13 protein-coding genes are annotated in these 14,330 nt (G+C 60.9%); 11 read left to right on the top strand and 2 right to left on the bottom strand.

Annotation, left to right across the window (positions count from 1 at the left end; genetic code table 11):
* Positions 1-44 precede the first annotated feature (44 nt).
* Together ACF8GB_RS18280 and ACF8GB_RS18275 are read left to right on the top strand one after the other, a co-directional pair.
* The gene (locus ACF8GB_RS18280) at positions 45-1,028 is read left to right on the top strand and encodes an iron ABC transporter permease (protein ID WP_196185681.1); all 984 of its coding nucleotides are present in this window, start codon (positions 45-47) and stop codon (positions 1,026-1,028) included.
* Positions 1,028-1,795 (top strand): heme ABC transporter ATP-binding protein, encoded by a 768-nt coding sequence (locus tag ACF8GB_RS18275; RefSeq protein ID WP_392527412.1) that lies wholly within the window; start codon positions 1,028-1,030, stop codon positions 1,793-1,795. The genes ACF8GB_RS18280 and ACF8GB_RS18275 overlap by 1 nt, the downstream gene beginning before the upstream one ends.
* A gap of 207 nt (positions 1,796-2,002) precedes the next feature.
* Here the strand turns inward: ACF8GB_RS18275 and ACF8GB_RS18270 are convergent, their stop codons facing one another.
* Both ACF8GB_RS18270 and ACF8GB_RS18265 read right to left on the bottom strand, forming a co-directional pair.
* Positions 2,003-2,287 carry a TfoX/Sxy family protein gene (locus ACF8GB_RS18270; RefSeq protein WP_392516122.1) on the bottom strand — a complete coding sequence of 95 codons (285 nt, stop codon included), beginning with the start codon at positions 2,285-2,287 and terminating at the stop codon, positions 2,003-2,005.
* Positions 2,288-2,425: 138 nt separating this feature from the next.
* Positions 2,426-3,988 carry a bifunctional aminoglycoside phosphotransferase/ATP-binding protein gene (locus tag ACF8GB_RS18265; RefSeq protein WP_058639176.1) on the bottom strand — a complete coding sequence of 521 codons (1,563 nt, stop codon included), beginning with the start codon at positions 3,986-3,988 and terminating at the stop codon, positions 2,426-2,428.
* 115 nt (positions 3,989-4,103) lie between these two features.
* On the opposite strand from ACF8GB_RS18265, the gene mrcB reads away from it, so the two are divergent.
* The 9 genes from mrcB to msrQ all read left to right on the top strand — a co-directional run bounded on the left by mrcB (position 4,104) and on the right by msrQ (position 13,988).
* A complete protein-coding gene (gene mrcB, locus ACF8GB_RS18260; RefSeq protein ID WP_058604735.1) occupies positions 4,104-6,425 on the top strand; it encodes a penicillin-binding protein 1B in 2,322 nt (773 codons plus the stop codon).
* A 27-nt stretch (positions 6,426-6,452) separates the two neighbouring features.
* Positions 6,453-7,232, top strand: a complete 780-nt coding sequence (locus ACF8GB_RS18255) for a tetratricopeptide repeat protein (protein WP_078477991.1) — start codon at positions 6,453-6,455, stop codon at positions 7,230-7,232.
* 2 nt (positions 7,233-7,234) lie between these two features.
* Entirely contained in the window at positions 7,235-7,564 is a 330-nt protein-coding gene (locus tag ACF8GB_RS18250) for a YqcC family protein (protein ID WP_372239202.1), read from the top strand.
* 407 nt (positions 7,565-7,971) lie between these two features.
* Positions 7,972-9,696, top strand: a complete 1,725-nt coding sequence (locus tag ACF8GB_RS18245) for an acetolactate synthase 3 large subunit (protein WP_058639204.1) — start codon at positions 7,972-7,974, stop codon at positions 9,694-9,696.
* 1 nt (position 9,697) lies between these two features.
* Positions 9,698-10,189: an acetolactate synthase small subunit gene (ilvN, locus tag ACF8GB_RS18240; protein ID WP_003250040.1), complete on the top strand. Its 492-nt coding sequence runs from the start codon at positions 9,698-9,700 to the stop codon at positions 10,187-10,189.
* Between the two features lie 58 nt (positions 10,190-10,247).
* Complete coding sequence (ilvC, locus tag ACF8GB_RS18235) at positions 10,248-11,264, top strand: ketol-acid reductoisomerase (RefSeq protein ID WP_058604733.1); 1,017 nt, start codon at positions 10,248-10,250, stop codon at positions 11,262-11,264.
* Positions 11,265-11,414: 150 nt separating this feature from the next.
* Positions 11,415-12,266, top strand: a complete 852-nt coding sequence (gene pssA / locus ACF8GB_RS18230; RefSeq protein WP_023533151.1) for a CDP-diacylglycerol--serine O-phosphatidyltransferase — start codon at positions 11,415-11,417, stop codon at positions 12,264-12,266.
* Between the two features lie 79 nt (positions 12,267-12,345).
* Positions 12,346-13,359 carry a protein-methionine-sulfoxide reductase catalytic subunit MsrP gene (gene msrP / locus ACF8GB_RS18225; protein ID WP_058639174.1) on the top strand — a complete coding sequence of 338 codons (1,014 nt, stop codon included), beginning with the start codon at positions 12,346-12,348 and terminating at the stop codon, positions 13,357-13,359.
* Entirely contained in the window at positions 13,359-13,988 is a 630-nt protein-coding gene (gene msrQ / locus ACF8GB_RS18220) for a protein-methionine-sulfoxide reductase heme-binding subunit MsrQ (RefSeq protein WP_058639173.1), read from the top strand. Before msrP ends, msrQ begins: the two co-directional genes overlap by 1 nt.
* The last annotated feature ends 342 nt before the right edge of the window (positions 13,989-14,330 follow it).

Below are 14,330 nucleotides of genomic sequence, written 5' to 3'. Positions count from 1 at the left end.
GGATTCGACCGCGCACGTTGTTCATCTGGCTGGGCTTGGCATGCATGCTCGCCATCCTGCTTTCGTTGTCGTTGGGGCCCGTAAGCCTGCCGTTGACCGATACGCTGCAGGCCAGCTTGCGGCTTGTGGGTGTGCCGCTTTCAGCGGAGGGTTTGCAGCAGGCGCAGATGATCATTGGCCAGATCCGCCTACCGCGCACGCTGCTGGGGCTGGCTGTAGGCGCAGTGCTGGCCTTGTCCGGGGTGGCCATGCAGGGGTTGTTTCGCAACCCACTGGCAGACCCTGGGCTCGTGGGCGTGGCGGCCGGTGCGGCGGTTGGGGCGGCAGTCGCGATCGTTGGGGCTCGGTGGCTGGGTAACGTCCCCGAGAGCTTGTCACCGTATCTGTTGTCGCTTTGTGCGTTTCTCGGCGGGCTGGGTGTGACCGCGCTGGTCTACCGGCTGGGCAGGCGCGACGGGCAGACCAATGTGGCTACCATGCTGCTGGCCGGGGTTGCCATGACCGCACTGGGCGGCGCGACCGTGGGGCTTTTCAGCTACCTGGCCGATGACGCCACCCTGCGCACCCTGACGTTCTGGAACCTGGGCAGCCTCAATGGCGCCAGTTACGCGCGAATCTGGCCTCTGCTGCTGGTCGCGACGGGCATCTCGCTCTGGCTGCCTCGACGGGCGAGGGCGCTCAATGTGTTGATGCTGGGTGAGTCCGAAGCCCGGCACCTGGGTATCGACGTCGAGCGCTTGAAGCGGGAGTTGGTGTTCTGCACGGCATTGGGCGTCGGGGCGGCAGTGGCTGCAGCCGGCTTGATCGGCTTCATTGGCCTGGTGGTGCCGCACCTGGTGCGACTGCTGGCCGGCCCTGATCATCGGGTGGTATTGCCAGCCTCGTTGTTGGCAGGGGGCGCTTTGATGCTGATGGCCGATCTGCTAGCGCGGCTGCTGTTGGCGCCTGCCGAACTTCCCATCGGTATCGTCACTGCCTTCATTGGCGCACCGTTTTTCCTGTACCTGCTGATCCGAGGACGCGCGTGATGCTGCAAGCCGAAGGCCTCTACCTGCGCCGTGGTCAACAGGACGTTCTGCGGGGTATCGATCTGCAGCTGGCGCCTGGGCAGATCGTCGGTGTGTTGGGCCCTAACGGTGCGGGCAAGAGCAGCCTGCTGGGGGCGCTCAGTGGCGAACTCGTGCCTGCGCAGGGGCGGGTGACGCTGCAAGGGCGAGCGCTGTCGGACTGGGCCGGCCCCGAGCGCGCGCAACGGTTGGCGGTGTTGCCGCAGGTGGCCAGCCTAGGCTTTGCCTTCCAGGTGCAGGACGTCGTGGGCATGGGGCGCATGCCACACGCCACCGGGCGCCAGCGTGACGCGCAGATTGTGGAGGCGGCCTTGCAGGCGGCAGACGCGACCCACCTTGCACAGCGCAGTTATTTGGCGTTGTCGGGCGGCGAGCGCCAGCGGGTGCATCTGGCACGGGTGATGGCGCAGTTGTGGCCGGGGGAAGAGGGCGTGACGTTGTTGCTCGACGAGCCGACCTCCATGCTCGACCCGCTGCACCAACACACGACCCTGGAGGCGGTGCGTCGTTTCGCGGACCGTGGCGCTGGCGTTTTGCTCATTCTGCATGACCTTAATCTTGCAGCACGGTACTGCGACCGGATCCTGTTACTGGAACAGGGACGCAGTTACGCCCTGGACAGCCCTGCCAGTGTGCTCACCCCAAAGGCGCTGAAGGCTGTCTTCGGAATCGACGTCATCGTGCAGGCGCATCCTGAGCGGGGGCATCCGTTGGTCATCGCCCGCTGAAATAGAAGCAGGATGTGTTCATGAAGCTGTCGGACATTCGTCTGAACAGCCAGGCAAAAAAAGACCCGGCAAATTGCCGGGTCAATAACCGTGATTAGCCTGATGAGGAGATAATCTGAGAGTCCGAACCAAGGGCTCTGAGGTTATCCAACCAGTCTCGCGACCAGTTGTGATAATCATAACGATTCTCATTCATGGGTCAATAGCTTATTGCACTTTATTTTTTGCCTCGCGCTGAGTCGCGGATTCCAGTTGCTCGAGCAGTGCCGCCTTGCGCGCATGCGGCAGCGCTCTCCAGTTCACATCCAGCAGGGCGCCCTCGATGGCGAACAGCAGGACCTTGGTAGCGCGAAAGCCGCGAGCCTTCACCGCCAGGTAGGCCTGGACTGCGCCAAGCCGCCGCAAATCCGACGAGCTTTGCACTCCGGCAGCCTTCAGCCACTGGACTGAAGTCTTGCCAAGGTTTTTCAGGCAGTAAAGATCCTCGCTCATTACGCCTCCTTGCGATGGTTGAGGAAAGAGCGGATGCCGCTAGACCAAGTGTAGCGGGGCAGTACAAGTGCGCGGCCTTTTAACAAGGCCGCAGGTCGAAGGCGCGTTGCTTGAAATGGCGTCTTCCCGTGTCAGGCATCAGAGCCCGGGCAGGCGCTGACGGATTTGCTCGATGACATGGTCCATGCTGCTGCTCGCCTGGGTATCTACCGGCGTGCTCAACGCGACTTCCTCGGCAGCCAACGGCTCACGGCTTGCCTGCTGGGCCTGGACGACTTCCAGGGTGGCGTCCGACGGGTCCTGGCTCTGCGCCTGGCGTTGCTGCAACCAGCTGCTGATCACGGCATCCGGGGCATGGCAGTCGAGGATCAGGAACGGTACGCCAGTCTGGCTGGCGACGTCGGCGGCAGCCTGGCGCTGTGCATGCTTGAGGTAGGTGGCGTCGAGCACCACCGGCAAGCCTGCCCGCAGCACGGTAGCCGCAATCTGATGAAGGCGCTGGTAAGTGGCAGCACTGGCCTCTTGGTCGTAGATGCCTGCGCTCAACTGGCCTGTCGCGTCTTGCGCCTGCTCGCCGAACAGACGTTTGCGTTCCACATCCGAGCGCACGCGCACGGCGCCCAGCGCTTCGACCAGGCGCATGGCTACGTGGCTCTTGCCGACAGCCGAAACCCCATGGGTAATGGCCAGCAGGCGTGAAGGGATGGCGCTGTAGCTTTCTGCGAGATTGGCGTAGTTGCGGTAGGTGCGCAGGGTCGTGGCCTTCTGTACGCCATCGGCGTCGGCAGGCATGCTGAACAGCGCGACCTTGGCACGCACCAGTGCGCGGTAGGCCTTGTAGAAATTGAGCAATTCCAGCCCTTCATAGTCCCCGGTCAGTTCCAGGTACTGGCTGATGAAACGCCGAGCCAGGCACTTGAGCCCGCGGTCCTCCAGGTCCATGGCCAGGAAGGCGGTGTCGGCATAGACGTCGGTCAGGCGGAAGGGCTCATTGAACTCGATGCAATCGAAGATTACCACCTGGCCATCAATCAGCGTGGCATTGCCCAGGTGAATGTCACCGTGGCATTCGCGAATGAAACCTTCGGCCTTGCGGCGTTCGAGGAGCCCATGCAAACGGTCGAAACTGCTGCGCGCCCAGGCTTGCAGGGCGTCGAGCTGTTGCAGGTCGGCCTTGTCGCTCAGAAACGGACGGATCTGTTCGAAGTTCTGTTCCACCGGTGCCATCACGCTCTCGGGCGTACCCAGCGGGTGCTCCACGGGCACGCGAGGCGCCTGCAGGTGGAACTCGGCGATCTGGCGGGCCATCTGGTCGACGTGGGCAGCGGTCAGCTCACCGTTGGCCTGGAGCGTGGAGAGCATCTGTCCCTGTGGGAACTGGCGCATTTTCAAGGCGAATTCGATTGCCTGGCCCTCTCCACCGATCTGCGGGGCGTCGGCGCTGCCGGTGATCGGCAGCACCTCCAGGTACAGACCATCGGTCAGGCGCTGATTCAGGCGCAGTTCTTCGTTGCAGAAGTGCTGGCGCTGATCCAGGTGGGTGAAGTCGAGGAAGCCGAAGTTCATCGGCTTCTTGATCTTGTAGGCATACTCACCCGTGAGCAATACCCAGGAGATATGCGTCTCGATAAGGTGGAACCCATCCACGGGGTGGGGGTACAGGGCAGGGTTCTGCAACGCAGTGATGAGGGCTTGGCTCACGGGAAATCCTTCCGGGGGCAGGGAATTCGAATCGGCCATTATGGTCAATGGTGCCGTCCCTGCCTACCGCCGGGCCGCCTGCCCAGCCTCAGTAAAGTGCGTATAATCCGCCGCCATGACTCGATCTCGAAATTCCCGTACCCCTAAAAAACGCCCGACCGGCCGCTCCCGTGCCTGGCTGGGCTGGGCTTTGAAGCTCAGCCTGGTCGGCTTGGTGATCATCGCCGGCTTCGCGGTCTACCTCGATGCCGTCGTGCAGGAAAAGTTTTCCGGCAAGCGCTGGACCATCCCTGCCAAGGTGTATGCCAGGCCGCTGGAGCTGTTCACCGGCCAGAAACTGAGCAAGGATGACTTCCTCACCGAACTCGACGCGCTGGGTTATCGCCGTGAAAGTGCCGCCAACGGGCCAGGCGCGGCAGCGGTGAACGGCAACACGGTGGACCTCAATACCCGTGGCTTCCAGTTCTATGAGGGCATGGAACCTGCCCAGTTCGTGCGTGTACGGTTTTCCGGTGATTACGTGGCGGGGCTTGCGGGCGCCAATGGCAAGGCCTTGGATGTGGTCCGGCTGGAGCCGCTGATGATCGGCGGCATCTACCCCAAGAACCTCGAGGATCGCATCCTGATCAAGATCGACCAGGTGCCCAAGTACCTGCTCGAAACCCTTGTGGCCACCGAAGACCGTGATTTCTACAGTCACATGGGCGTATCCCCTAAATCCATCGCCCGGGCCATGTGGGTCAATACCTCGTCCGGATCGATGCGCCAGGGCGGCAGTACCCTGACCCAGCAACTGGTCAAGAACTTCTACCTCACCAGTGAGCGCAGCCTGAGCCGCAAGCTGACCGAGGCGATGATGGCGGTCTTGCTGGAACTGCATTACGACAAGCGCGAGATCCTGGAGGCCTACCTCAACGAGGTGTTCGTCGGCCAGGACGGCCAGCGTGCCGTGCATGGTTTCGGCCTGGCCAGCCAGTTCTTCTTCAGCCAGCCGTTGTCTGAGCTCAAGCTGCACCAGATCGCATTGTTGGTTGGCATGGTCAAGGGCCCGTCCTACTACAACCCGCGCCGTTACCCGGAACGTGCGTTGGCCAGGCGTAACCTGGTACTGGACCTGGTCGCCGAGCAGGGCGTGGCCAGCCAGGCCGAAGTGGATGCGGCGAAGAAGATGCCCCTGGGCGTCACCAAGCGCGGCAGCTTGGCCGACAGCTCGTTCCCGGCCTTCCTGGACCTGGTCAAGCGCCAGCTGCGCCAGGACTACCGCGACGAAGACTTGACCGAAGAGGGGCTGCGAATTTTCACCAGCTTCGACCCGATCCTGCAGATGAAAGCCGAAACCTCGATGAACGAGACGTTCAAGCGCCTGGCCGGGCGCAAGGGCGCCGACGAGGTGGAATCGGCGATGGTCGTGACCAACCCTGAAACCGGCGAGGTGCAGGCCCTGATCGGCAGCCGCCAGTCGGGCTTTGCCGGCTTCAACCGCGCCATCGATGCCGTGCGCCCGATTGGTTCTCTGGTCAAACCGGCGGTGTACCTGACGGCCCTCGAGCAGCCGAGCAAGTACACCCTGACCAGCTGGGTGCAGGACGAACCGTTCTCGGTCAAGGCTGCCAACGGACAGGTGTGGCGCCCGCAAAACTACGACAGGCGTTCGCACGGCACCATCTACCTGTACCAGGGGCTGGCGCATTCGTACAACCTGTCCACCGCCAAGCTTGGCCTGGAAGTGGGTGTGCCGAACGTGATCAAGACCATTGGGCGACTGGGTGTGGACGTGGACTGGCCGGCGTTCCCATCGATGTTGCTGGGTGCAGGCGGGATGTCGCCGATGCAGGTCGCGACCATGTACCAGACCCTGGCCAACGGTGGCTTCAACACGCCGATGCGCGGTATTCGCAGCGTACTGACGGCCGAAGGCGAGCCGCTCAAGCGCTATCCGTTCCAGATCCAGCAGACATTCGACCCTGCGGCCATCTACCTGGTGCAGAACGCCATGCAGCGGGTCATGCGGGAAGGCACCGGGCGCTCGGTGTACAACACCTTGCCGCGTACCCTCACCCTGGCGGGCAAGACCGGTACCAGCAACGATTCGCGTGACAGCTGGTTCTCAGGCTTCAGCCAGGACCTGCTGGCGGTGGTCTGGATGGGGCGCGACGACAACGGTAAAACGCCCTTCACCGGCGCTACCGGCGCGCTGCAGGTGTGGACCAGCTTCATGAAAAAAGCCGACCCACTGCCGCTCGACATGCCCCAGCCCGACAACGTGGTGCAGGCCTGGATTGATCCCTACAGCGGCCAGGGGTCTGACAGCAGCTGTCCGGGGGCCGTGCAGATGCCGTATATTCGCGGGAGTGAACCGCCTGCCGGCGCGACCTGTGGCGGCGAGCAGAATCCAGCTGAATCGGTCATGGACTGGGTCAAGGGCTGGATGAATTAAGCACAGGCTGCATTGAAGAGGTGTGACGTGAACAAGTGGCTGTTTCCTGCCGTGACGGCGCTGGTGGTGCTCCAGGGGTGCTCCAGCGTGCCTCGCGGCAATATACCGGTGGTCGACTCCAGTACCCGCGTGTCCAACAGCGAGCGCGTCACGGCCAAGCGCCAGGCCCCTGGCATCAATGCCGGCACGCCCCAGGCGCAGACCCTGCCGGAAGACTCCGGCGTCACGGTGATGATTCCCCAGGGGGCCGGGGCGTCCGGCATCCAGACGTTCCCTGCCGGCAATGGCGCGGCGCCTATCAGCACGACGCCGATCACTACCGAGCCGGTCAACGCCCAACCGATCACCACTGACCCTAACCCCATTGCCGACGAGCCTTTCGATATTGCGTCGATGAACAGCGCGTCGGCCCCCAAGGCCAGCAGCGCGCCAACCGGTATTCCGCGTAGCGGCGCTGGCGGCGGGTTGTCTGCTGACGAACAGCTCGATGGGCCGGTGCTGGCACTGCTGACCACCGCTCAGACGCAGCAGGGCAGCGGCGATTTCAACGGCGCTGCCTCGAGCCTAGAGCGGGCCCAGCGGATCGCGCCGCGGGAGCCGCAGGTACTCTACCGGTTGGCGCAGGTCAGGCTGTCCCAGGGTGACGCCCCGCAGGCCGAGCAGTTGGCGCGTCGTGCGCTGACCTATGCCAATGGGCGTCCGAGCCTGCAGGCCGAGTTGTGGAACACGATCGCCCAGGCGCGTGAGAAGCAAGGCGACAGTGCCGGGGCAGCGCAGGCACGGCAAAAAGCACGGGTGAGCTCGTGACGGTGCAGCCGCGGGTACTGGCCATCGCCGACCACCTGATGCTGATCGAGCGTGAGTTGCAGGTGCAAGGTTGGTGGGACGACGAGGCGCCTGAGGACGATGCACTGGAGAGCACGGTGCCCTTCGCGGTCGACACCCTGCGTTTCGAGCAGTGGCTGCAGTGGATTTTTCTGCCGCGTATGAAGATCATCATCGAGTTGGGTCACCCATTGCCCAACGCGTCGGGGATCCTCACCATGGCTGAAACCGTGTTCGTGAACCGGCCGGAGCAGAGCCGGGAGCTGCGCCGGCTGTTGGCAGCATTCGACCAATTGATCGCCCCGACCGCCTGATTTATTCCAATTTTCCTTCAAGGGCCGCAGATTGTGGCCCTTTTTTATAGAAATCTTAATTTTTCTGCTGCTTTAGTGATTTTTAGTGGTGCCAGGAATTCATCTTGGCTGAAAATTGGCAATAATTTTTCTTGACTTGTCGCCGCCAAATAACAAGAATCCAACTTCCGCTGTAGTGGGACTGCCAGAAGCAGACCCGCTAAGCAGATCATGAGGCGCACACCCGCGCCGACCTGTTACACCCCGCAACGCGTTACCTCGCGCTGGGTGGGAAACCCCCGCAACACTCTGGGGAGCTCCCAATACTTGCTCAGTCAGTGCTGACGTTCGCTCATGCTCTGCTTGGCAGTAAACCTATTAAGACCCGCCTGTTGGGGCGGTATTCTGGCGTTTTAGAGGTGAACAACGTGGAGCTTTTATCTGGCGCTGAGATGGTCGTCCGCTTCTTGCGCGACGAAGGCGTTAAGCACATCTACGGGTACCCTGGTGGTGCTCTCCTGCACGTTTACGACGCGCTGTTCAAGGAACCGGAAGTCGAGCACATCCTGGTTCGCCACGAACAGGCGGCGACGCACATGGCTGACGGCTACGCCCGCGCTACCGGCAAGGCCGGCGTGGTGCTGGTGACGTCCGGCCCGGGTGCGACCAATGCCATCACGGGCATTGCCACTGCCTACATGGACTCCATTCCGATGGTCATCCTGTCCGGCCAGGTGCCTAGCACCATGGTAGGTACCGATGCCTTCCAGGAAACCGACATGATCGGTATCTCCCGGCCTATCGTGAAGCACAGCTTCATGATCAAGAACCCGACCGAGATTCCGGAAATCCTGAAAAAAGCATTCTACCTGGCGCAATCCGGCCGCCCAGGCCCGGTGGTGGTCGATATCCCCAAGGACATGACCAACCCGGCTGAAAAATTCGAGTACGTGTACCCCAAGAAGGTCAAGCTGCGCTCTTACAGCCCGGCGGTGCGCGGGCATTCCGGGCAGATTCGCAAGGCGGCAGAAATGTTGCTGGCCGCCAAGCGCCCGATCGTCTACGCCGGCGGCGGCGTGATCCTGGGTGGTGGGTCCGAGTCCCTGACCGAGATCGCCAAGTCGCTGAACCTGCCAGTCACCAATACCCTGATGGGGTTGGGCTGCTTCCCGGGTACCGATCGCCAGTTCCTTGGCATGCTGGGTATGCATGGCAGCTTCACTGCCAACATGGCCATGCACAACGCCGATGTCATCTTCGCCGTCGGTGCGCGTTTCGACGACCGTGTGGTCAACGGCCCGGCCAAGTTCTGCCCGAACGCCAAGATCATCCATATCGACATCGACCCGGCTTCGATCTCCAAGATGATCAAGGCCGACGTACCGATCGTTGGCCCAGTGGACAGCGTGTTGTCCGAGATGATCGGCATTCTCAAGGAAATCGGCGAACAGCCTGAGAAGGCGGCGCTGGATGCCTGGTGGAAGCAGATCGATGAATGGCGTGGCAATGGCGAACTGTTCCCTTATGACAAGGGCGACGGCAATGTCATCAAGCCGCAGAAAGTCATCGAGACGCTGTGCGAAGTCACCAACGGTGATGCCTTCGTGACCTCGGACGTGGGTCAGCACCAGATGTTCGCTGCCCAGTACTACCGCTTCAACAAACCCAACCGCTGGATCAACTCCGGTGGCCTGGGCACGATGGGCTTCGGCTTCCCGGCAGCGATGGGCATCAAGCTCAATTTCCCGGATCAGGACGTTGCCTGTGTAACCGGTGAAGGCAGCATCCAGATGAACATCCAGGAGCTGTCGACCTGCATGCAGTACGGCCTGCCGGTCAAGATCGTCAACATGAACAATGGTGTGCTGGGCATGGTTCGCCAGTGGCAGGACATGGCCTACAACGGCCGTCACTCGCACTCTTATGTCGAGTCGCTGCCTGACTTCATCAAGCTGGCTGAGGCCTATGGCCATGTGGGCATCCGCATCACCAGCCTGAAGGACCTCAAGCCCAAGCTTGAAGAGGCCTTCGCGATGAAGGATCGCCTGGTGTTCATCGACATCGCGGTTGACCGCAGCGAGCATGTCTATCCGATGCAGATCAAGGACGGCTCGATGCGTGACATGTGGCTGAGCAAGACGGAGCGTACCTGATATGCGGCACATCATTTCCCTGCTGCTGGAAAACGAACCGGGTGCCTTGTCCCGTGTGGTCGGCCTGTTCTCCCAGCGCAACTACAACATTGAAAGCCTGACCGTGGCGCCGACCGAAGACCCGACCCTGTCGCGTCTGACGTTGACCACCGTTGGCCATGACGAAGTGATCGAACAGATCACCAAGAACCTGAACAAGCTGGTCGAAGTGGTCAAGCTTGTCGACCTGTCGGAAAGCGCTCATATCGAACGCGAGCTGATGCTGGTCAAGGTCAAGGCCACCGGTGCCCAGCGTGCCGAGATCAAGCGCACCACGGATATCTTCCGTGGCCAGATCGTCGATGTGACTGCCAGCGTGTACACCGTGCAGCTGAGCGGCACCAGCGACAAGCTGGACAGCTTCATCCAGGCCATCGGCACTGCATCGATTCTCGAAACCGTGCGCAGCGGCGTTACCGGCATTGCCCGTGGCGACAAAGTGCTCAGCATCTGAATTCAACAATAAATTAGCGATGGCTCCATTGGGGCCGGGATATAACCAGGGGTATTTCATGAAAGTTTTCTACGATAAAGACTGCGACCTTTCCATCATCCAGGGTAAGAAAGTCGCCATCATCGGCTACGGCTCCCAGGGCCACGCTCAGGCGTGCAACCTGAAAGACTCCGGTGTGGATGTCACTATCGGTCTGCGTAAAGGTTCGGCCACCGTTGCCAAGGCAGAAGCCCACGGCCTGAAAGTGACCGACGTAGCTTCGGCAGTCGCCGCTGCCGACCTGGTCATGATCCTGACCCCGGACGAATTCCAGGGCCAGCTGTACAAGCAGGAAATCGAACCGAACATCAAGAAGGGCGCTACCCTGGCGTTCTCCCATGGCTTCGCGATCCACTACAACCAGGTGGTTCCACGTGCCGATCTCGACGTGATCATGATCGCCCCGAAAGCCCCGGGTCACACCGTGCGCTCCGAGTTCGTCAAAGGTGGCGGTATCCCTGACCTGATCGCTATCTACCAGGATGCTTCGGGCAACGCCAAGAACGTCGCCCTGTCCTACGCCTCGGGTGTAGGCGGTGGCCGTACCGGCATCATCGAAACCACCTTCAAGGACGAGACCGAAACCGACCTGTTCGGCGAGCAGGCTGTGCTGTGTGGCGGTACCGTCGAACTGGTCAAGGCTGGTTTCGAGACCCTGGTCGAAGCCGGCTATGCCCCGGAAATGGCCTACTTCGAGTGCTTGCACGAGCTGAAGCTGATCGTTGACCTCATGTACGAAGGCGGTATCGCCAACATGAACTACTCGATCTCCAACAACGCCGAATACGGCGAGTACGTGACCGGTCCAGAAGTCATCAACGAAGAATCCCGTAAAGCCATGCGCAATGCACTCAAGCGCATCCAGGACGGCGAGTACGCGAAGATGTTCATCTCCGAAGGCGCTACCAACTACCCATCGATGACCGCCAAGCGCCGTAACAACGCCGCGCACGGCATCGAAGTCATCGGCGAGAAGCTGCGTTCGATGATGCCGTGGATCTCGGCCAACAAGATCGTCGACAAGACCAAGAACTAAGGTTTATCGAACGATGAAAAACGCGGCTTAGGCCGCGTTTTTTCGTTCTGGCAGCCAGCTTCTGGTATAAAGCAGACCAGTGGCCCGCCGTCAGAACCTGTTTAGCGGGCCCGTGTCGAACTTTTTCCATCCTGTTGCAAGGTACCCTCCATGAGCGAACGTCCCGAAGAGCCGAACAAGCCCTCCGACGCCGAAAGCCTGCTACCTGTCGATGAGCACATTGAAGAGGGGCATGACGACGAAGGGCGCAAGGTGCGTCATCGCGGCATTTATCTGCTGCCCAACCTGTTCACTACCGCGAACCTGTTCGCTGGTTTCTATTCCATCATCAGTTCGATGAACGCACAGAGTGCCCTGAGCGCTGGCGACCCGCGCGAAGCGAGCAAGTATTTTGCCTTTGCTGCCATCGCCATCTTCGTGGCCATGGTGCTCGATGGCCTCGATGGCCGGGTAGCGCGCATGACCAATACCCAGAGCGCCTTCGGCGCCGAGTACGATTCGCTGTCGGACATGGTCGCCTTCGGCGTGGCCCCCGCGCTGCTGGCCTTTGGCTGGGCGCTGGGTGACATGGGCAAGGTCGGCTGGATGGTGGCCTTCATTTATGTGGCCGGTGCTGCGCTTCGTCTGGCGCGTTTCAATACACAGGTGGGCACCGCCGACAAACGCTACTTCATCGGCCTGGCCAGCCCGGCTGCAGCCGGCGTGGTGGCCGGTACGGTATGGGCGTTCAGCGACTATGGCATCCAGGGCTCGAAGCTCTCGTTCCTGGTGGCGCTTCTGGTGGCGGCTGCGGGCATGCTGATGGTCAGCAACATCAAGTACAACAGCTTCAAGGAACTCGACCTCAAGGGGCGCGTGCCTTTCGTGGCGATCCTTGCCGTGGTGCTGGTGTTCGCAGTGGTCTTCAGCGATCCTCCGCGCATTCTGCTGCTGGCCTTCCTGGCCTATGCGGCTTCCGGCCCTATCCAGTTCCTGCTGCGCTCGCGTCGTCGCAAAGGGTGACAATCCCTTAATTGTGGAATAACCCTCCGGTTCCATAGTCTTACTGGTACATCCGTTACCCAGTGCTATGGAGCCGCTCATGCTTATCAAGCTTCCCAGGTCAGGCGAATGCAAGGCGTCGGAGATCACCCCTGAAGGCCTCTATCTCTCACGCCGCACCCTGATGGGTGGCTCGCTCGCGGGTTTGGCACTGGGTACGTTGCCGGGCAACGTTCTGGCCGGCGAGCCGTCTCGCTACCCTGACGTACAGGCTGGCAAGGCGCCTGCCTGGTTTGCCGAAAAGCTGCCTGGTACCCGTTGGCAGGCGGTGACGGTCCAAAACGAAGCCGTGACCCCCTTCAAGGATGCCACCCACTACAACAACTTCTATGAGTTCGGGCCCGACAAGGGCGACCCGGCTGCGAACGCAGGCAGCCTTAAGACCGAACCCTGGAGCGTTGTCATTGATGGGGAAGTGGGTAAACCCGGTCGCTATGCACTGGAGGACTTCGTCAAACCCTACCAACTCGAAGAGCGTGTCTATCGACTTCGCTGCGTGGAAGCGTGGTCGATGGTCATTCCGTGGCTGGGCTTCCCATTGGCACACGTGCTCAAGCAGGTCGAACCCACCTCCAAGGCCCGTTACGTCCGTTTCGAAACCCTCGAGGATCCCAAGAGCATGCCTGGCCAGCGTTCTGGCTTTGCACTGATCGATTGGCCTTATGAAGAGGGGCTGCGCCTGGACGAGGCGATGCATCCGCTGGCCATCCTGGCAGTCGGTATGTATGGCCGGGAGCTGCCGAACCAGAACGGAGCCCCGCTCAGGTTGGTCGTGCCCTGGAAGTATGGCTTCAAAAGCATCAAGTCGATCGTGCGCATCAGCCTGGTGGCAGAGCAACCGAAAACCACTTGGCAGGGGTTGGCTCCGGATGAGTATGGCTTCTATGCCAACGTGAACCCGACCGTCGACCACCCGCGCTGGAGCCAGGCTCGTGAACGCAGGTTGCCTAGCGGGCTGTTCAGTCCCAATGTGCGAGAGACACAGATGTTCAACGGCTATGCCGATGAGGTGGCGTCGCTGTATGACGGGCTGGATCTGCGGAAGAACTACTGATGAGATATCCCTGGTTTCGTCTAGGTATATTCATGGCAGGCTGCGTATTTCCGGCCTGGTGGCTGTATGAGGCATCGGCCAGCCTGTTGGGCCCTGATCCGGGCAAGGTGTTGATGGACCGGTTGGGGTTGGGCGCCTTGGTGTTTCTGTTAATCAGCCTGTGCATGACGCCATTGCAGCGGGTTACCGGTTGGCCGGGCTGGATCGTGGTGCGACGTCAGCTCGGGCTGTGGGTGTTTGCCTACATCGTGTTGCATGTGCTGGCGTACCTGTTCTTCATCCTGGGGTTGGACTGGGGACAGTTGACGGTAGAACTGCGCAAGCGACCGTACATCATCGTGGGTGCCCTTGGTTTGCTGGGTTTGCTGGTGTTGGCGGTCACGTCCAATCGCTACAGCCAGCGCCGCCTGGGCGCGCGGTGGAAGAAGCTGCATAGGCTGGTCTACGCAGTACTGGGCCTGGGGCTGCTGCATTTTCTGTGGATCGTACGCTCTGACCTGCGGGAGTGGGCTGTCTATGCCTTTATTGGGATGTTGTTGATGGTGCTGAGGATACCGGCTGTTGCGCGTTCGCTTGCGCGCGTGAACCGCAGCAAGGGGAGGGCGGTTCGAGGTGGCCTTGGAAGGTGACAGGCACTTATCTCACGATTTCTGAAATTAATGGTTGACGCGGTTTCGAATCCCCTTATAATGCGCCCCACTTCCAGCGACATCGGAACGCGAAACTCCTTGAGATTCAATGGGTTAGCTAGTTCGGGTGGTGCTGTAAGGGCTACGATCGAACAGATCGGCAGCGGTTGAGAAGAAGGTTGACAGCGTGTTGAAACGCTGTAGAATTCGCCTCCCGCTACGAGAGATCGAAGCGAGTCAAGTGTTTGAAGTTGAACGAGTTTCTCGAAACAAACTTCAAAATAAACGCTTGACAGGCAACGAGGAAAGCGTAGAATGCGCGCCTCGGCTGAGACGAAGCAC

The sequence above is a fragment of the Pseudomonas sp. xss_4 genome (genome assembly GCF_043104125.1).
In the GTDB taxonomy this organism is placed as follows: domain Bacteria; phylum Pseudomonadota; class Gammaproteobacteria; order Pseudomonadales; family Pseudomonadaceae; genus Aquipseudomonas; species Aquipseudomonas parafulva_B.
This window is presented reverse-complemented; position numbering and strand designations above follow the sequence as displayed.

What these genes read in the sequence shown, in the direction of transcription:
- mrcB (WP_058604735.1), top strand. Translation starts at nt 4,104, where the DNA reads ATGACTCGATCTCGAAATTCCCGTACCCCTAAAAAACGCCCGACCGGC.
- ilvC (WP_058604733.1), top strand. Translation starts at nt 10,248, where the DNA reads ATGAAAGTTTTCTACGATAAAGACTGCGACCTTTCCATCATCCAGGGT.
- ACF8GB_RS18270 (WP_392516122.1), bottom strand. Translation starts at nt 2,287, where the DNA reads ATGAGCGAGGATCTTTACTGCCTGAAAAACCTTGGCAAGACTTCAGTC.
- ACF8GB_RS18275 (WP_392527412.1), top strand. Translation starts at nt 1,028, where the DNA reads ATGCTGCAAGCCGAAGGCCTCTACCTGCGCCGTGGTCAACAGGACGTT.
- ACF8GB_RS18280 (WP_196185681.1), top strand. Translation starts at nt 45, where the DNA reads ATGCTCGCCATCCTGCTTTCGTTGTCGTTGGGGCCCGTAAGCCTGCCG.
- pssA (WP_023533151.1), top strand. Translation starts at nt 11,415, where the DNA reads ATGAGCGAACGTCCCGAAGAGCCGAACAAGCCCTCCGACGCCGAAAGC.
- ilvN (WP_003250040.1), top strand. Translation starts at nt 9,698, where the DNA reads ATGCGGCACATCATTTCCCTGCTGCTGGAAAACGAACCGGGTGCCTTG.
- msrQ (WP_058639173.1), top strand. Translation starts at nt 13,359, where the DNA reads ATGAGATATCCCTGGTTTCGTCTAGGTATATTCATGGCAGGCTGCGTA.
- msrP (WP_058639174.1), top strand. Translation starts at nt 12,346, where the DNA reads ATGCTTATCAAGCTTCCCAGGTCAGGCGAATGCAAGGCGTCGGAGATC.